Annotated in this window: 17 protein-coding genes; 2 read left to right on the top strand and 15 right to left on the bottom strand. The window is 73.8% G+C overall.

Annotated features, from left to right (window positions below; genetic code table 11):
- Positions 1-44: 44 nt before the first annotated feature.
- The 3 genes from F1D97_RS04040 to F1D97_RS04030 are packed head-to-tail and all read right to left on the bottom strand — an operon-like array spanning position 45 to position 2,828.
- Positions 45-1,148 carry a sensor histidine kinase gene (locus tag F1D97_RS04040; protein WP_236122439.1) on the bottom strand — a complete coding sequence of 368 codons (1,104 nt, stop codon included), beginning with the start codon at positions 1,146-1,148 and terminating at the stop codon, positions 45-47.
- The gene (locus F1D97_RS04035) at positions 1,145-1,900 is read right to left on the bottom strand and encodes a response regulator transcription factor (protein ID WP_396022553.1); all 756 of its coding nucleotides are present in this window, start codon (positions 1,898-1,900) and stop codon (positions 1,145-1,147) included. The genes F1D97_RS04040 and F1D97_RS04035 overlap by 4 nt, the downstream gene beginning before the upstream one ends.
- 37 nt (positions 1,901-1,937) lie before the next feature.
- The gene (locus F1D97_RS04030) at positions 1,938-2,828 is read right to left on the bottom strand and encodes a sulfurtransferase (protein WP_236122437.1); all 891 of its coding nucleotides are present in this window, start codon (positions 2,826-2,828) and stop codon (positions 1,938-1,940) included.
- 246 nt (positions 2,829-3,074) lie between these two features.
- On the opposite strand from F1D97_RS04030, the gene F1D97_RS04025 reads away from it, so the two are divergent.
- Complete coding sequence (locus F1D97_RS04025; protein ID WP_236122436.1) at positions 3,075-4,067, top strand: NAD-dependent epimerase/dehydratase family protein; 993 nt, start codon at positions 3,075-3,077, stop codon at positions 4,065-4,067.
- Positions 4,068-4,126: 59 nt separating this feature from the next.
- On the opposite strand, the gene F1D97_RS04020 is transcribed toward F1D97_RS04025, so the two are convergent.
- The 10 genes from F1D97_RS04020 to F1D97_RS03975 form a co-directional block, all read right to left on the bottom strand.
- Complete coding sequence (locus tag F1D97_RS04020; RefSeq protein WP_236122435.1) at positions 4,127-4,723, bottom strand: TetR/AcrR family transcriptional regulator; 597 nt, start codon at positions 4,721-4,723, stop codon at positions 4,127-4,129.
- A 20-nt stretch (positions 4,724-4,743) separates the two neighbouring features.
- Complete coding sequence (locus F1D97_RS04015) at positions 4,744-5,433, bottom strand: ABC transporter ATP-binding protein (RefSeq protein WP_236122434.1); 690 nt, start codon at positions 5,431-5,433, stop codon at positions 4,744-4,746.
- A complete protein-coding gene (locus F1D97_RS04010; protein ID WP_236122433.1) occupies positions 5,430-6,551 on the bottom strand; it encodes an ABC transporter permease in 1,122 nt (373 codons plus the stop codon). Before F1D97_RS04010 ends, F1D97_RS04015 begins: the two co-directional genes overlap by 4 nt.
- An 87-nt stretch (positions 6,552-6,638) precedes the next feature.
- Positions 6,639-7,433 (bottom strand): hypothetical protein, encoded by a 795-nt coding sequence (locus F1D97_RS04005; protein WP_236122432.1) that lies wholly within the window; start codon positions 7,431-7,433, stop codon positions 6,639-6,641.
- Between the two features lie 174 nt (positions 7,434-7,607).
- A complete protein-coding gene (locus F1D97_RS04000; RefSeq protein ID WP_236122431.1) occupies positions 7,608-9,245 on the bottom strand; it encodes a polyamine aminopropyltransferase in 1,638 nt (545 codons plus the stop codon).
- 7 nt (positions 9,246-9,252) lie between these two features.
- The gene (locus F1D97_RS03995; RefSeq protein ID WP_236122430.1) at positions 9,253-9,456 is read right to left on the bottom strand and encodes a DUF350 domain-containing protein; all 204 of its coding nucleotides are present in this window, start codon (positions 9,454-9,456) and stop codon (positions 9,253-9,255) included.
- Between the two features lie 58 nt (positions 9,457-9,514).
- The gene (locus F1D97_RS03990) at positions 9,515-10,237 is read right to left on the bottom strand and encodes a hypothetical protein (protein ID WP_236122429.1); all 723 of its coding nucleotides are present in this window, start codon (positions 10,235-10,237) and stop codon (positions 9,515-9,517) included.
- On the bottom strand, positions 10,234-10,578 hold the full coding sequence (gene speD / locus F1D97_RS03985; protein WP_236122428.1) for an S-adenosylmethionine decarboxylase: 345 nt from the start codon (positions 10,576-10,578) through the stop codon (positions 10,234-10,236). The genes F1D97_RS03990 and speD overlap by 4 nt, the downstream gene beginning before the upstream one ends.
- 133 nt (positions 10,579-10,711) lie before the next feature.
- Entirely contained in the window at positions 10,712-12,019 is a 1,308-nt protein-coding gene (locus tag F1D97_RS03980) for a glycosyltransferase (protein WP_236122427.1), read from the bottom strand.
- Positions 12,020-12,110: 91 nt separating this feature from the next.
- The gene (locus F1D97_RS03975; RefSeq protein ID WP_236122426.1) at positions 12,111-14,342 is read right to left on the bottom strand and encodes a glycoside hydrolase domain-containing protein; all 2,232 of its coding nucleotides are present in this window, start codon (positions 14,340-14,342) and stop codon (positions 12,111-12,113) included.
- 172 nt (positions 14,343-14,514) lie between these two features.
- Here F1D97_RS03975 and purN point away from each other — a divergent pair, with 172 nt between their 5' ends.
- Positions 14,515-15,114, top strand: a complete 600-nt coding sequence (gene purN / locus F1D97_RS03970) for a phosphoribosylglycinamide formyltransferase (RefSeq protein ID WP_236122425.1) — start codon at positions 14,515-14,517, stop codon at positions 15,112-15,114.
- Positions 15,115-15,126: 12 nt separating this feature from the next.
- On the opposite strand, the gene F1D97_RS03965 is transcribed toward purN, so the two are convergent.
- Both F1D97_RS03965 and F1D97_RS03960 read right to left on the bottom strand, forming a co-directional pair.
- A complete protein-coding gene (locus tag F1D97_RS03965) occupies positions 15,127-16,251 on the bottom strand; it encodes a hypothetical protein (RefSeq protein WP_236122424.1) in 1,125 nt (374 codons plus the stop codon).
- A gap of 1 nt (position 16,252) precedes the next feature.
- Entirely contained in the window at positions 16,253-17,386 is a 1,134-nt protein-coding gene (locus F1D97_RS03960; RefSeq protein WP_236122423.1) for an SPFH domain-containing protein, read from the bottom strand.
- Between the last annotated feature and the right edge of the window lie 51 nt (positions 17,387-17,437).

Genomic DNA, 17,437 nt, shown 5'->3' with positions numbered 1-17,437 from the left:
GACGTAGGTCCTACTGGCGAACGGTCAAGATCCGATGAAGCCGCTCACCGGTCCGCCGGCAGGTCCACCCAGAACCGCGCCCCGCGGCCGGGGCCGTCGCTGCTCACCCCGGCGCGGCCTCCGTGCGCCTCGGTGAGCGCCTTCACCACGGCCAGCCCGATCCCCGAGCCGCCGTGCGACCGGTCCCGAGCGGTGTCGACCCGGTAGAACCGCTCGAAGACGTGCGGCACGTGCTCGGGGGCGATGCCCTCACCGTCGTCGTCGACCCGCAACCGCACGCCGAGGGGCGCGGCCTCGGCGGTCACGACGACGCGCCCGCGCGGTGCGGTGTGCCGCACCGCGTTGTCGAGGAGGTTCGCCAGCACCTGACCGACGCGGTCGACGTCGACGACGACCGGCGGCAGCCCGGCCGGCACGCGGGCCTCGACCTCGACACCGTTCTCGGCGGCGCGCGCCTGCACGCCCGCGACCGCTGCGGCGACCAGGTCGCCGGCGGCGACGGGACGCCGGTCGAGCACGAGCCCTCCGCCCTCGGCGTGCGCGACGGCCGCGAGGTCCGTCGAGAGCCGGGTGAGCCTCGACGCCTGTGCGCGCAGCACGTCGACGGTGCGGGGGTCGAGCTCCTGCACACCGTCCTCCAGCGCGTCGACGTACGCGACGATCGTCGCCACGGGCGTGCGCAGCTCGTGCGCGACGTCGCTCATCAGACGCCGACGCTGCTCGTCGTCGCGGCGCAGACGCTCCGCCATCGCGTTGAACGCGTCCGCGAGGTCGTCGAACTCGCTGCCCGCAGCGGGCCGGTCGAGCCGGATGTCGAACCGGCCCGCAGCGACCTGCCCGGCGGCGGCGGACAGCGCCCCGAGCGACGTCCCGATGCGCCGCGCGAGGACGGTGCTCGCGAGCAGCGCGGTCACGGCCGCCGCCCCGAGCGCGGCCGCGAGCGTGACGGTGCTCGCCGAGGAGAACGCGAGCTCGGCGTGCTCGACCGCCGTTCCCGGCCCGTGGTGCGCGGCCGTCATGTGCTGGTGGAACAGCGCGGGCCCGACGACGGACGCGACCGCCCACGCGACGAGCGTCGCGCTGGCGAGGACGACGACCATCGCGACGAGGAGGCGCGCGGCGATCCCCGTGCGGCGCGTGCCGCTCATCCGCCCGTACCCATGCGGTACCCGACGCCCCGCACGGTGCGGACGTAGCGCTGCTCGCTCGCGCTGTCGCCGAGCTTGCGGCGCACGTGCAGCAGGTGCACGTCGACGAGGTGCTCGTCGCCCACCCACTCGTCGCCCCACACCGCGGCGATGAGCGCACGCCGGGAGAACGCGCGCTGCGGTGCGCTCGCGAGCGCCGCGAGCAGGTCGAACTCGGTGCGGGTGAGCGCGACCTCCCGACCGTCGAGCCACACCTCACGGCCGACCGTGTCGATGCGCAGCGCCCCCACCGTCAGCGCGGACGCCGTTGCCGAGTCGTCGCGCACGCGGCGCGGGCGGCGCATCAGCGCGGCGACCCGCGCCATGAGTTCGCGGGGGCGGAACGGCTTGGTCACGTAGTCGTCGGCCCCCACGGACAGCCCGACGAGCGTGTCGACCTCGTCGGCGCGCGCGGTGAGCATCACGACGTACGCGTCGGAGAACGTGCGGATCTGGCGGCACACCTCGACGCCGTCGAGCCCGGGCAGCCCGAGGTCGAGCACCACGACGTCGGGCTCGCGCTCGCGGGCGGCCCGGACGGCGCCCGGCCCGTCGAGCTCGACGCGCACCTCGAACCCGTCCTTCTCGAGGTATCCCGCGACGAGCCGCGCGAGCGGCTCCTCGTCGTCCACGACGAGGGCGCGGCGCGTCGGCGGCACGGATGTTCGGCTCTCCACCGTGCCAGTGTCGCGGCACCGAGGACCGGACGTCATGAGGCGACGTGCCCGGGGACGTGCCTCGCGGCGAGCGTCAGCCCAGCGTGACGGGGCGGCGGTCGTCGGACGTCCACTCCGACAGGGAGCCGTCGTAGACGGCGACCTCGGTGCCGTCCACGACGAACGCCGCGAACGCGGGCATGGTCGCGGCGATCCCGCCGCCGCAGTACGTGACCGCCCCCTCGGCCTGCAGCACGCCGGCGTCCTCGAGCAGCGCGCGCAGCTCGTCGACGGGCAGGAACCGGCCGGTGGCCGGGTCGAGCAGCGCGAACAGCGGGACGTTGACGCTGCCGGGGATGCGGCCGCGCCGCGGGTAGGGGCTGACCTCCTGCTCGCCGCGGAACGTCGCGGGGTCGAGCGCGTTGACGAGCAGCCCGGTCGCGTCGCCCGACGAGATGCTCTCCACCCGCGGGAGAGTGGCGAGCAGCTCGGGCCGCTCGCGCGGAGTCAGTGTGGCGCCCGAGGCCCGCGCAGCCTCGTCGTCGGACGCGCCCGAGGCGGTCGGGAAGCCCGCGGCCTGCCAGGCGCCGAGGCCACCGTCGAGCACGGACACCGCGTCGTGCCCGAGCCAGCGCAGCAGCCACCACACGCGCGTCGCCCACGCGTTGCCGCCGTTGTCGTAGACGACGACGTGCGTGTCGTCCCCGACGCCGACGGCCGCGAACGCCGCGGCGAGCGCGTCGGCGGACGGGAGCGTGAACAGGAACGGCCCGTCCGGGTCGGACAGCTCGCTCTTCACGTCGACGAACGCCGCACCCGGCACGTGCGCGTCGAGGTACTGCGCGCGCAGCGGCTCCGCGGTGTACGGGTCGCCCTCGCCGCCCTGCGCGAGCGCCGTGGACGCGTCGAGCACGAGCACCCCGCCCGGCCCGTCCAGGGCGGCGCGCAGGTCCTCGGGGCTGACCAGGGGCGGCAGTGCGGGCATGGGTCCTCCTCGGGCGGTCGGCTGACGCCTCGACGCTAGGCGGGCGACGCACGGGCCGGAAGGCCACGCCCACCAGGCGGGCATTCCCGACGAAGCCGCCCGGAAACCTCGTCGGACCACCACCCGAACGACGGAAACGTCTGGTGACCTGCGACGACGTGCCAGCACCCCGGGACCTTGAGCCCTCCGGGAGTGGCGTCGGCGGACCTAGCGTCGCAAGCACCGGATCCGACGACGGAGGCTGACATGACCGAGGTCCTCGTCCTGGGAGGCACGGGCCTCCTGGGCTTCCACACCACGAACCTGCTGCTCGAGCGCGGCTACGAGGTCACCACGCTGTCGCTGCCCGTCGAGGACTCGTCGTTCCTGCCCGAGGCCGCCACGGCACGGTTCGGCGACGTCACGACGATGACGGATACCGATCTGCTCGCGCTCCTCGCCGACAAGCACGCCGTGTTCTACGCGATCGGCGCCGACGAGCGCACGGTCCCGCCCGCGCCCGCGGCGCGGTTCTTCTATGAGGCGAACGTGCTGCCCACCCAGCGCGTCGCGCGCCTCGCCCGGCAGTCGGGCGTGCAGAAGTTCGTGCTGTACGGCTCGTACACCGCGCAGTGGGCCGAGGAGTGGCCGGACCTGGGTTACCGCACGCGCAACGGCTACCCCCGCACGCGCCTGATGCAGGAGGAGGTCGCCTGCCTGGAAGGCGCGGGCGAGATGGACGTCATGACGCTGCGCCTGCCGTACATCTTCGGCACCGTACCGAACCAGCGTCCGCTGTGGCAGATGTTCCTCGACATGGTCGCCGGCCAGTCGGGGCCCGCAGCGGTGCTCGGCGGCTCGACGTCGTCGGTCACCGTCCGGCAGGTCGCGCAGGCCGCCGTCGGGGCGATGGAGCACGGCGAGCACGAGGGGCGCTACCCGATCAACGGGTACGACCTGTCGTACCTGGAGTTCCAGCAGATGTGCCTCGCGGCCGTCGGCCGGGACCCGCAGGACGCGGTCGTCGTGCCGCTCGAGGTGATGCTCCCCGGCTACGAGGCGGCCCAGGAGCAGTCCACCGCGGCGGGCGTCGAGCACGGAATCCACCTGCCCGACTCGGCGCGCTTCCAGGCCCGCGACGCCGTCTCCGACCCGGCGGTCTGCGCCGTCCTCGGCATCGAGCCCGACGACGTCCCCGCCGCCATCCGCGAGACCCTCACCTGGTGCGTCCACCACCCCCGCGAGACCACCGGCTACTGACCCGAGCACGACGAGGGTCCCGTCGCAGGTGCGGCTGGGGCCCTCGTCGTCGCTGAGGCTCAGGCGTCGAGGCCCAGGTACGGGCCGAGGACCCGGCGCAGCGGAGTGAGGATCACGGCCTTCTCGGTGTCGTCGCTCGGCTGCGGGCGGGCGCGGGCGGCCTTCGTCGCGCTGAGGATCATCGCGTCGACGAGGTCGGCGACGGCCTCGGCGTCGGGCTCGCCGTGCTCGCGCAGTGCCGCGCGCAGCGGCTCCTGGAGAGCGGCGTGGAACTCCTGCATGGGCCCGGACAGCACCGCGGGGTCCACGACGCTGCCGAGCGCCCGCGCGACGCGCTGCTCGTCGCCGGCGAAGAACGCGACGTTGGCCTCGACGTACGCCCAGACGCGCGCACCGGGTGTCGGTGCCTGCGCCATGGCGTCCTGGATGCGCTGCGCCCAGCTCGGCAGCACGTCGGCGACGACGGCCGCGAGCAGGTCGTCGCGCGAGCGCGCGTACTCGTACACGCTGGACCGCGCGAGGCCCGCGCGCGCACCGACGTCGGCGAGCGACGGCGCCTGCCCGGTCTCGGCGAGCAGGTCACGCGCGGCGTCGAGCACCGCGCGCCGTTGGCGGGCGCGGTGCTCCGCGACGGTCGCGGCGTTGATGCGAGGCACGGATCCCTCCCGGCGTCAGGTCAGCCGACGTGCTCCTCGAGCCGGCCGTCGGTCATCTGGAGCACCCTGTCACAGTGGTGCAGCACGTCGTGGTCGTGCGTGACCATGACGGTCGCGACGCCGTGCTGGTGGGACTCGCGCGCGAGCAGCGCGACGACCTCCTGGCTGCGTGCGCGGTCGAGCGCCGCGGTGGGCTCGTCGACGAGCAGCAGCTGCGGGCGGGTCATGAGCGCACGGGCGATCCCGACGCGCTGACGCTCGCCGCCCGACAGGTGCGCGGGGCGACGGTCGGCGCGGTGGGACATGCCGACCTCGTCGAGCAGCTCGCGCGGGTCGCGCGGGTTCTCGACGGGACCGAGCTGCAGCGGCAGGCGGAGCTGGTCGAGCGCGGTGAGCGCGGGCAGCAGGTTGCCGGACTGGAACACGAAGCCGATGCGCGCGCGGCGCAGGCGCGCGAGGTCACGCTGCGAGGCGTTGGTCAGGTCGGCGTCGCCGACGTGCACGGTGCCGGACGTGGGGCGGATGAGTCCGCCCGCGACGGCGAGCAGGCTCGACTTGCCCGCACCGGACGGTCCGACGACGGCGAGGAGCTCGCCGGGCTGGACGGTGAGCGACACGTCGTCGAGGGCGGTGACGGTGTCGTCCCCGTCGCCGTGCAGGAGCGTCACACCGGCGAGGTTCAGGCCTGCGGTCACGGTCGCGGCGGTCATCGGTTGCCTCCGAGGGCGGTGAGGGGGTCGACGCGGGTGATGCGGGTGACGGCGACGGCGGCGCCGATCATGCCGAGCACGACGAGGAGCACGGCGGCCCCGGCGACGGGCGCGGCCTCGAGCGCGAACGGCATCTCGGTCGCGGACAGCCCGCTGCCGAGCAGCAGGCCGATCCCGACACCGATGGCGGTGGACGTCACCAGGAGGATCGCGGACTGCGTGAGGCTGTCGCGCAGCAGGAACCGCGAGCTCGCGCCCATGGCGCGCAGCACCGCGAGCTCGTGCTTGCGCTGGATGGTCACGACGAGGAAGAACGCGCCGACGACGAGCGCGGAGATCGCGTAGAGGAACACCTGGATGAGCTGCAGCGTGGCGGTCTCGGCGGTGTAGCCGGGCGAGGCGCCGAAGGACTCGTCGAGCGTCATGCTCGTCGTGTCGATCGCGGCGTCGCCGGCGGCGAGGTCGATCCCGTCGCCGCGCAGCGCGACGGCGGTGACCTGCTCGTACACCCACGCGGGGGCCTCCTCGCCGGGGCGTACCCCGCCGTGGACCTCCTGCCAGGTGGACAGGTCGACGTAGCCGATGTCGACGTGGCCGAACGTGTGCTGCCCGTCGAGGAACCCGACGACGGTGAGCTCGGTGCCGATCTGGTCGATGACGACGACGTCGCCGACGTCGACGCCCATGTCACGCACGTCGCCTGCGAGCACGACCTCGCCGGGGCCGGCGAGGTCCTCGCCCGTGGCCGACGAGGGGGCGATCCAGGTGCCGGGCTGGACGCCGAACAGCGCGAGGTCGAGGTCGACGCCGGAGTCGGTGCGCGTGTTGACGAGCACGTTGCCGAAGGGAGCGGCGTCCTTCACGCCGTCGACCGTCGCCCACTCGTCGACCGCGGTCACGTCCACGGCCGAGCGCGCGAACGCGGCGGAATGGTCGACGTCCTCCTCGAACGCGAACGCGTCGACGGGCATCCGCTTGAGCCCGGAGACGCCGTCGTTGACGAGCCCGACGGACAGGCCGGACAGCAGGACCATCAGGACGCCGATGAGCGCCACGACCGAGCCCATGAGCGCGAAGCGCCCCCGGGCGAACGTCAGCTCACGCCACGCGAGGAACACCGCGCACCACCTCTGTTGTCGACACCATGTCGGCAACCATAACTCGGCCACGATCTTGCCGACAACATGTCGACAAGATGCGGACGCTCAGTGGTCCACCGGCACCAGCTCCAGCACCCGGCGCGCCAGCGCGACCCGGTCCGTGCCCGCGTGCCCGAGGCTCCCCGAGTCGAGCGCGCCGGCCACGACCTCCCGCAGGTGGCGCGTCGCCGGGGACGCCGGCTCGTGCAGCGCGAGCAGGTGCGCGACGACGAGCCCGTGGTACTGCTCGAACGCCGAGACCGGCTCGGTGATCGCCCGCTCCGCGACCTCGTGGCTCGCGGCCGGAGGGTGCCCGCTCATCATCGCGAGCGCCATCACGCGGTTCGCCTCCGAGCCCTCGTCGTACACCTGCTCCAGCAGCTCGCGCGTCGGGTGCGTGCGGTGCGCCGCCTCCGCCCACGACCTGACCTGCAGCTCCTGCTCCACGGACCGCCGCCACCCCGGCGACGACCGCCGCGTCACGGCGAACCGCGCGGCCTCCGCGGAGTTCAGCTCGATGAGCTCGCGGGCCTCGTCACGCAGCTCCGCGGCCCGGACGTGGTCGCCGTCCTCGTCCGCCCGCGCGGCCTCGTCGAGCTTGCGCGCGACCGCCTGGCCGAGCTCGACCTTCACACCCCCGGCCTCGACCGCGGTGATCCGCTCCGCGAGCACCGCGACGAGCACGAGGGCGGCCCCGGCCGCGAGCACCGCCGCGGTCCCGGCGCCGTTGTCGGACACGAACACCGCCACGCACCCGAGCGCGACGAGCACTCCCCCGCCGACGGCGCACCACCCCCGCACGGCCCTCGACACCTGCGCCCGCGCGCCCGGCGCGCCGCCGTTCCCCCCGCCCCGCTGCATGCCGCGATTGTGGCGGTTCACCCCCACCCTGGCTACCGCCCCCTCCACCGAGCCGGCCATTCGTCGCGAGTCAGCGGTTACGGCGCGGGTCTGTCGGTGGGTCGTGCGGATGACTGCGCGACCCACCGACAGACTCGCGACCCACCCGGAGAGGCGCGATCGGTGAGGCCGGGGTCAGTAGCGCCAGTGGCGCATGTCCTGCTGGTAGGTGCGGTAGATCACCGGTGCGAGCAGGGTCGACGGCGGCATGTCGGTCGGCGTCAGGTCGCCGGGGAGGCGGGCGGTGTCGGCGAGGGAGCGCTGGTCGTGGAAGCGCAGGCCGTCGGGCAGCGGGGCCGCGGTGAGGAACGAGTCGCCGGCGCCGGGGAGCGAGAGCGCGAAGCCCCACTCGCCGAACGACGGCACGTTCACGCTGAGCGGCACGACGGTCCGCCCCGGCCCGCCACCCTCGCGCAGCGTCGCGACCACCTGCCAGTACGCACGCGGCGTGAAGTACGACGAGGTCGCCTGCGTGGCCAGCACGCCACCGGGCCGCAGGTGCGCGACGACCGAGGAGTAGAACTCGGTCGAGTAGAGCTTGGCGACGCGCTCGTCGGACGGGTCGACGAGGTCGACGAGAACCGCGTCGAACGTCGCGGCGGTGTCCCGCACCCAGCCGAACGCGTCGGCGTTGACGACGCGCACGCGCTCGTCGCCGAGCGACCCCTCGTTGAGGTCGCGCAGGAGCCGGTTGCCGCGCGCGAGCTCCGTGACGGCAGGGTCGAGGTCGACGACGACGACCTCGCGGACCGTCGGGTAGCGCAGCACCTCGCGCGCGAGCAGGCCGTCCCCGCCGCCGAGGATCGCGACGGACGCGGGCGCGCGCACCGAGGTGAGCGCGGAGTGCGCGAGCGTCTCGTGGTATCGCGCCTCGTCGACGGACGAGAACTGCAGCTGGTCGTTGAGGTACAGCCGCACGTCGCCCTGGTAGTCCGTCACGACGAGCTTCTGGTACCGCGAGGCGGTCGCCGTGACCACGGGGTCCTGGTACAGGCGCGTGGACAGCGCGGCCTCGAGGCCCGACGAGACGGCGAACACCGCGAGCAGCACGACGAGCGCGCCGCCCGTGGTCCACGTCCAGCGCGGCTGGTGGCCCATGCGCGCGAGCATGAACAGCGCGACCGCGACGTTGAGGATCGCGACCGCGAGCGCGGTGCGCACGAGCCCGAGCACGGGCAGCAGCAGGAACGGGAACAGCAGCGACGCGAGCAGCGCACCGAGGTAGTCGAGCGCGAGCACCTTGGACAGCAGGCCCACGGACTCGTCGCGCCCGTGCTCCTTGAGCAGCGCGACGAGCAGCGGGATCTCGATGCCGATGCCGATGCCGATCGCCACGGCGAGCAGCACGAACACGGGCCAGTACAGCTCGGTCTGCCCGTACGCCCAGAACAGGACGAGCACCGACGAGCCGCCGAGCAGCCCGAGCGCGAGCTCGTTGCGCACGAACGCGATGCCCGACGGTCCGGGCAGGCGCGGCGCGAGCAGCGAGCCGATGCCCATGCCGAACAGCGACAGGCCGGTCGCCACGGAGAACGAGACGACCGAGTCGCCCACGAGGTACGACGCGGCGGTCCCGAGGATCAGCTCGTAGACGATGCCGCCGACGGCGACGAGCAGCGCCGCCGCGAAGACCGTCGGGCGGTCCATGCGGCGCGCCCCGGCCCGACCCTGCACCGGCGCCCGCGGCCCCGGCGCGCCGGCCGTGTCTGTCGCGGGGTCGTCGGGCACCCCGACGCCCGGCGCGGGCGTCCGGTCGACGTCGGTCTCGGTCACGCGGCGCTCAGGAGCTGATGGTGCCCGCGATGATCACGCCGATCGCGATGGCCATGCCCGCGATGAGGATGCCGAACGCGACGTTGTGCTCCTCGACGAGCTCGTGGCGCAGGTTGAGCCGGAACAGCCGGTCGGCGACGACGATCGCCAGCAGCAGCATGACGATGCCGACGACCGAGTACAGCAGGGTCGACAGGAACTCGACGATCATGGACGTTTCTCCTTCATCGATGACGCTGATCACGGGCGCACCTCCTGCTGCGGGACGTTCACTTGCCGAGCCCTCCGCCGCCTCCGCCGAACACGGACCGCCGGACGCACACCTGGTCGGTCGTGGTGACCGCACCCGTCTCGGTCTGCACGGTGCGGGGCGTGCACTCCTCGACGGTCCGCGAGCACGCGACGCCGAGCACGCCGAGGCCGAGCGCCATGACGAGGCCGACGACGAGCGGGCGCAGGTTGCGCGGCGCGACGCGCCTGCCGAAGTGCGCCTTCTGGCCGGCGGTGTCGAGGACGACGCCGTGGTAGACGTCGAGCACGCGCTCGTCGAACTTCTCGACGGACAGCACGAACCCGTGGCCGCGCAGCTCGGCGTACGCGACGTCCTGGCCGAGCTGCAGGTCGTACGTGAAGCCGCCCTCGAGGTACGCGATGCGCCCGACGCCGACCTCGTCGACGCGCACCTGGTGGGTCTGCCCGCGCCACGTGACGCCGAGCCACTGGCCTTGCTGCAGGTGCGTGGGGTCGAGCCGCTCGACGATCTCGAGCGGCCGGTACAGCGTGACGTTGCGCGTGTAGTGGTCGTACTCGACCCAGAAGTCGAGGTTCTCGTACCCGAGGACCTCCCACTCCTCCCACGTGTACGTGGTCCGGTCCTCGGAGTCGTACTCCTCGTACACGACGACGCCGTGCGGGATCGAGCGCCACGGCGGGTCGCCGACGAGGTGCTTGCCGAGCGCCATGCGGGCGCGGGGCCGGGGTCCGACGCTCATGCGGCGGGGACCTCGCGCACGACGACGGTGCCGGCGAGCGCGGTGGCGAGCGCGGCGCGCGTCCGTTCGACGAACCCGTCGTCGGGGCGGCGGCAGCTCGTGAGCGTCACGTACGCCGCGCCGTGCTCGGGCCACGTGTGGACCGCGACGTGCGACTCGGCGAGCAGGATCGCCAGGCTCAGGCCTTGCGGCGCGAACCGGTGCACGGCCTCGGCGCCCACGGCGTGCAGACCCGCGTCCGCGACGAGGTCGGTCAGCGCACCGCGCACCGCGTCGAGGTCGTCGAGCCGCGCGGGGTCGGCGCGCAGCACGTCGAACACGTAGACGTGGTTGCGGTGCACGTCGCGCGGCCTCCCGTCGTCCTGCGCCGGACGGCGCGGTGGTCGCTGGAGACCGTAGCGAACCGGACGCACCCGCGTGGGCGGTATCCACGGCACGGGGACCGATCGGGTGACCCCGGCCGGCCGCGGGGGCTCAGGGCAGGAGGGCCGGGGTGCGGGTGGCCGCCGCGACGTGGTCGAGGATCTTGTCGAGGACGACGCCGCGCTCGAACTGCAGCGCGTGCTCGCGCGCCCGCCCGGACCAGGCCGCGCGTTCGTCGTCGTCCATCGCGAGGACCTTGTCGAGCGCGGCCGCGATCGCACCCGGGTCGCAGGTCGGCACGACGAGCGCGGTGGTCCCGACGGCCTCGCCGATCCCGCCGGTGTCGGTCGTGACGACCGGCCCGCCGCCGGACAGCATGTTCTCGACGAGCGCGATGCCGAACGTCTCGACGAACTCCGGCCGCGGCTTGGACGGCAGCACGAACGCGGTGCAGCCCGCCATGAGGTGCGGCTTCTCGTCGTCGGGCACGTCGTGCAGGAACGTGATGAGGTCGCCGTGCCCGGACGCGGCGGCGCGGTCGTGCAGCTCGGCGGCCTGCGGGCCGTTGCCGGCGACCACCAGGCGCTGCCCGGCTTCGGGCGCTCCCGAGGCGACGAACCCGTCGATGAGGTCGTCGACGCCCTTGGCGTGCGCGAGGCGCGACAGGTACAGCACGTACCCGCCGCGGGTCAGGCCGCGGGCCGCGAGCACGCGCGCGGTCTCGTCGTCGTCCCGGTGCACGTACGCGGCCACATCGACGGCCGGGTAGGAGATCGCGACGCGCGAGCGCAGCTCCGAGGCGAACCGCGTGCCGTGCGCCGCGTCGAGCGCGGCGGCCTCGGTCACGACGAGGTCGCGCGTGTAGTGCGAGACCGCGAGGCACACGTCGTGCTCGAGGTAGGCGGACAGCACGTGAGCGGCGGCGCCGAACCGGCCCTCCTCGACGCACGCGCGCACCACGTTGGTGACGTCCGAGCCCACGGCCTCCGCGACCGTGACGACGTCCACGGGCAGGCCGGTGCGGCGCGCGACGTGCACGGCGTCCGCGACGGCCGTGGCGTGCGGCGACAGGTACAGCGACATCGCGACGGTCGGCACGCCGTCGGTGAACAGCTCGACGAGCCGGCCGGTGAGCCCGGCGAGCCAGCGCCCGTCGGGCACCTTGTAGTCCCCCACGGGTGCGGGGCGTTCGACCACGATGCCCGGCGAGTACGGCAGCACGCCGTCGAGCGGCTTGAGCGGCAGCCCCGCCGCCTGCAGCCGGTCCACGGGCCAGGTGACGATGCGGACCTCGTCGAACCCGCGGTCCAGCGCGGCCTCGGCGAGGTTGCGGGCCTCGCCGGAGTGCCCGCAGATGACCGGGTCGGCGCGTACGACGATGACGAGGCGGCGGTTCGGGCGGGCGACGGGCTGGGTCATGGCGTCGTCCTCTCGGGCTGTGGGTGGTGGTGCGGGGAGGGTGCGCGGGTGCGCGCGGGACGGCCGGGTCACGGCCGGGAGGTCGGCGGGGTCAGGGGGTCGCGAGCCGCGAGAGCGGCACACCTGTCGCCGGTGCGGGGGCGGAGGGCGGTCGGTTCCGCGTCCCCCACCCCGAGGGTTCGGGGCCGAGAGCGACGAGCAGCCGCCCGCCGCGGTGCAGCTCGCCGCCCGTCAGGTAGGGCCGGTCCAGCTCCACGCCGTCCAGGTGCACGGACTGCACGTGCTGCGCCGGGCCGCCCGGTTCGGGTTCGACGAACCCGGTGGTCTCGATCGACAGCGTCCCGCCGGCGACGTCGACGCGCGACTCGCGCCACGCGGGCGCGTTGAGCAGGAACAGGTTCTGCCCCGCGACGGGGAAGACCCCGAGCGACGCCCACACGTACCAGGACGACAGGCCGCCGGAGTCGTCGTTGCCCGGCAGCCCGCCACGGCCCGTGCCGAACTGCTGCTGGACGACGTCGTGCACCACGTGCGCGGTGCGGTCGGGACGCCCGGCGTACATGTACGCCCAGGGAGCCTCCATGTCGGGCTCGTTGTTGAGGCCCTCGAACCGGTCGAGCGCGTAGCCCGCGGCCATCTCCTCGGCGTCGGGGCGCACGCCCGGCTGCTTGACGGGGTCCGCGCCGAAGCCGAAGAACCGGTCGAGCATCCCGACGAACGCGCGGTCGCCGCCCGCGAGCGCGACGCGCGTCGCCATGTCGTGCATGAGGCGGAACGAGTAGTTCCACTTCCCGCCCTCGTACCAGGTGGAGTCGACGAGCAGCCCGTCGGGCCCGTACGCCTTGGTCCACCCGCCGGCGAGCGAGCCGAACTGGTCGACGAGCGTGAGGTCGCCGACGCGCGCGGCGACGATCGCCGAGCACCAGTAGCCGAACGCGATGTCGAGCGTGTGGCTGACGGGGTGGGTGATGCCGCGCTGCAGGTACTCCTCGCCGTACGTGCGGCGCAGGTCGTCGTGCAGGTGCACCAGCGCCCAGTCCCACTCGAGGCCCGGCAGGCCGAGCGAGCACAGGTCCGCGAGGAACGTGTGCGCGAGCGCGGAGCCCTGCCGCGAGAACCGGTCCGCGCCGCGCGCCATGCGGTAGCCGATCGGGAGGTTGCCCTCCTCCTCGGCGATCTGCAGCAGCGCGTTCGCGAGCTCGACGGACCGCTCGGGGACGAGCGCCGTCATGAGCGGCAGGTGCGTGCGGTAGATGTCCCACATGGTCGACAGGTCGAACGCGAACGGTCCCGGCGTCGGCCAGAACGGCGACTCGTCGGGCGCGAGGCACGGCTTGACGAGCGAGTGGTACAGCGCGGTCGCCATGATCGTCTGCTTGTCCGAGGAGGGCGTGTCCACCGCGACCTTGCCCAGGTGCTCGCGCCACACCTCGCGCGTCGCGCCGCGGCGCTCGTCGAACGCGGGCGCTCCCCCGCCGCCGAGCTCGGCCTCCAGCGTCTGGCGCGCCTGGTCGACGCCGCGCAGCGAGAACCCGAACCGCAGCTCGACCACCTGCCCGGCCTCGGCGGGGCCCGCCCACATGAGGCCGAACGGCCGCAGCGTCGTCGGGCGGATGCGGTCGAAGTCCAGGCGCGTCCCGCCCGGCATGAGGCGGCGGTCGTACCAGAGCATCTGGCGCCAGCCCGGGGTGTCGCACTCGACGCGCACCGCGAGCGGCGCCCCCTCGACGACGATCTCGCCCTCCGCCTGCCCGGGACCGACCATGCCGAGGTGCGCCCGCAGCGGGATGGTCCGGCCGAACGGGATGTCGAGCCCGCCGAGCGAGAAGTCGATGACCACGCGCGCCGCGTGGTGCGCGGGGAACGTGTACCGGTGCACGGCCGACTTGGGGCCCACGGTGATCTCCGCGCGCACGCCCGACTCGAGCGTCGCCGCGTAGTACCCGGGCTCGGCCTCCTCCTCGACGATCCGCCACGCGGTGCCCAGGTCGTCGAGCGGGCGCAGCATCGGCGTCACGCGGAAGTAGTTGTAGTACTTGCGGATCGCGCCCGTGCCGGACTGCTGGAAGTGCGTGAACCCGCTCGCGACGAGGTCGTCGTGCAGCACCGGGGGCAGCCCCTCGGTCGACAGGTCGTACAGGCCGTAGCCCGTGGGGTACGCACCCGAGTACGCGCACGCGGAGACCATGCCGAACGGGTAGGTCGCGCCGGGGTGCGTGTTGCCGACCTGCGGCTTCGGCCACCACCACGTGGCCGCGAGGCCGGTGGGCACGGGCAGGTCGGTCGCGTCCGTGCCGATGAACGGGTCCACGTGCTCGAACATCCGCGCGCCCTCCCTGCCCACCGTGCGGGGACGCCGGACGCGGCCGTGGTGACCGCGCTGTCGTTGCCCCGTTCGTGCGCGACGGTACGAGTGGAGTGTGACAGCCGTGTTGCGGTCACGTCACGACGAGCGAGGCCACCGGCCACCGCGCACCCCGCCCTATGCTGTGCCGGTGCCGCAGCCCACCGACAGCCCGCGCCCGCGCATCGCGATCCTCGCCTCCGGGACGGGCTCGACGGCCGCCGCGATCATGGACGCCGCCGGTGACACCGTGGCCGCCGAGGTCGCGCTCGTCATCAGCAACAACAGCGGTTCGGGCGCCCTCGCGCACGCCCGCGAGCGCGGCGTCCCGACGCGCCACCTCTCGGGAGCCACGCACCCCGACCCCGCGGTCCTCGACGCCGCGATGCTCCACGCGCTCGTCGAGTCCGGCGCGCAGCTCGTCGTGCTCGCCGGGTACATGAAGAAGCTCGGCCCGCGCACGCTGTCCGCGTTCCCCGGGCTCGTCGTCAACACGCACCCCGCACTGCTGCCCGCGTACGGCGGGCAGGGCATGTACGGCGACCGCGTGCACGCCGCGGTGCTCGCCGACGGCGCGCGCGAGACCGGCGCGTCCGTGCACGTCGTCACGCCCGAGTACGACGAGGGTCCCGTCCTGGCCCAGGTCACCGTCCCCGTCGAGCCGGGCGACGACGTCCCCGCGCTGCGGGCGCGCGTCCAGGCGGCGGAGAAGGCGCTCCTGCTCGAGTGGCTCGCCTCGCGCTTCGCGTAGCCCGCGTGGCCGTCACTGCTGGTTGCGGCCGTAGAGCCAGACCGCCAGCACCACGAGCACGATCCCGACGACGACCGCCGCGACGATCTTCGGCACGGACCACGGCCGCTCGCCGACGACCTGCCCGGTGTTCGCGTTGACCATGACCTGCCACTGCTTGCCGGCGTACATGAACGTCGCGAGCCACACGGGCAGCAGGACGAGCTTGAACATGACGTCCGAGTACGTCGTGCTGATCGAGTGCACGCGCTGCTCGTCGCCGCCGATGTCGTGCTCGACGTCCTGGCGGATCTGCGCGTCCATGCGCTGCTTCGCCTGCGCGTGGGCGTCCTGCGGGTCCACGTCGTAGCGCGGCGCGCAGTGCCCGACGAGGTACTCGTGCCGGTACGGCTGCGCGGCCTTGAGCGTCCACGGCCCGAGCTTGTCGAGCCGGTTGCGCGGCAGCGCGCGGGACGCCGGGACGAGCAGGTCGTCGAAGTCGCGGCGCACGCGGCCGGCGGCGTGGCGCCAGCGCGTGCGGCGGACCTCGTGGTCGCCCTGCTTCTCGGTGTAGTGGTCGCCGCGCTGGCCCACGTAGTCGCTCGTCGTGCGGGCGTCGAACGTCCAGTGCGGCACGTAGGTGCCGCGGATGGACTCGGTGTCGCCGACCTTCTTGAGCGCGGACGGCGCGAACCACCGCGAGCGCACCCACGTCGTGACGTTCTCGCGCGCGGTGCGCGAGTCGACGCCGAACGGCAGGACCGCCTCGGGGGCGATGACACCCTCGGGGAGCGTGGTCGCGACGAGGTTGCCGCCGCAGAACCGGCACGCGCCGGCGATGTCGGTGGTCTCCGTGGTCGCGCCGCACCCCTCGCACGCGAGCGGCTGCGCGGGCACGGACGCGACGGAGTAGCGCGGGTTGCGTGCGCGCCAACGCTCGTAGTCGTGCTCGTCGACGCGCTCGTCCTCGCCGTGCGTGACGTCGAGCGTCGCGCGGCAGGACCCGCACCGCAGCGCGGCCACGGCCGCGTCGAACGCGAGCGAGCCGCCGCACGCGGGGCACCGCCCGCGCTCGACGTCGGCGCTCGCCTCCGCCCACCCGGCCGGCGCAGCGGTCGGGTCCTGCGGCAGGGGCGGCGGTGTCGTCGTCCCCGTCACGTCAGGCCCCCGGCACCGGTGCGGCCGTGGGCGGCAGCGGCGGCGGCGCGGTGAACAGGCCGGCGAGCTGCGGCACCTGGCCCGCCGCGGTCCACGCGGCCATGCCCTGCTTCCAGACGAGCGTGTCGCGGCCCACCTGCCCGGCGGCGACCTGCTGCGCGAGCGCCTCGGGCGTCACCGGGCCGGCCTGCTGGCTGCCCGCGGCGTAGTACCAGAGCTCGTCGGTGACGGGCAGCGGCGGCGGGCCGGCCTGCGCGGCGGGCGCGGGCGCGGCCTGGTTGGCCGCCTGGATGGACTGGGCCATCTGCGTGCCCATCGCCATGCCCATGCCGAGGCCCATGCCCTCGCCCGCGCCGCCCGGGTTCTTGGCGGCGTCGCCGATCGCGGTCGCGGTCTGGAACTTGGTGAACTGGTCGAGGTCGCCCAGCACGCCCATCTGGGTGCGCTTGTCGAGCGCGGCCTCGACCTCGGGCGGCAGCGAGATGTTCTCGATGACGAACTTCGGGATGGTCACGCCGTACTCGGCGAGCTCGGCGGACAGCGCGGGTGCGAGCTTCGCGGACAGGCCCTGCTGGTTCGCGGCGAGGTCGAGCATCGGGACACCCGACTGCGCGATGGCCGGCGCGAGGTGGGAGATGACGTTCTGGCGGAAGAACTCGCCGATCTCGTCGGTGCGGAAGTTCGAGTCCGTGCCGACGAGCTGACGCAGCAGCGCGGACGGGTCGCTCACCTGCAGCGCGTACGTGCCGAACGCCCGCAGCCGGACCATGCCGAACTCGGGGTCGCGCAGGGTGATCGGGTGCTGCGTGCCCCACGTGAAGTCCGTGAACTGCCGGGTCGCGACGAAGTACACCTCGGCCTTGAACGGGGAGTTGAAGCCGTACTTCCAGCCCTTGAGGGTCGAGAGGATCGGCAGGTTCTTCGTCTCGAGCGTGTAGTGGCCGGGGCCGAACACGTCGGCGATCTGGCCCTCGCTCTCGAAGACCGCGACCTGCCCCTCACGGACGATCAGCTGGGCCTGGTTCTTGATCTCGTTGCCCTGGCGCGGGAAGCGCCAGACGATCGTGTCCCGCGAGTCGTCGAGGAACTCGACGATGTCGATGAACTGGCCGCGCAGCTTGTCCGCGAATCCCATGCGGTGCTCCTTCGTGTCAGCCGGGCCCGTGCCCAGCCGGTCGTCGTGGCG

Source organism: Cellulomonas palmilytica, from assembly GCF_021590045.1.
GTDB lineage: Bacteria > Actinomycetota > Actinomycetes > Actinomycetales > Cellulomonadaceae > Cellulomonas > Cellulomonas palmilytica.
The sequence above is the reverse complement of the archived record's forward strand: the minus strand, read 5'-3'. Positions and strand labels throughout refer to the sequence as shown.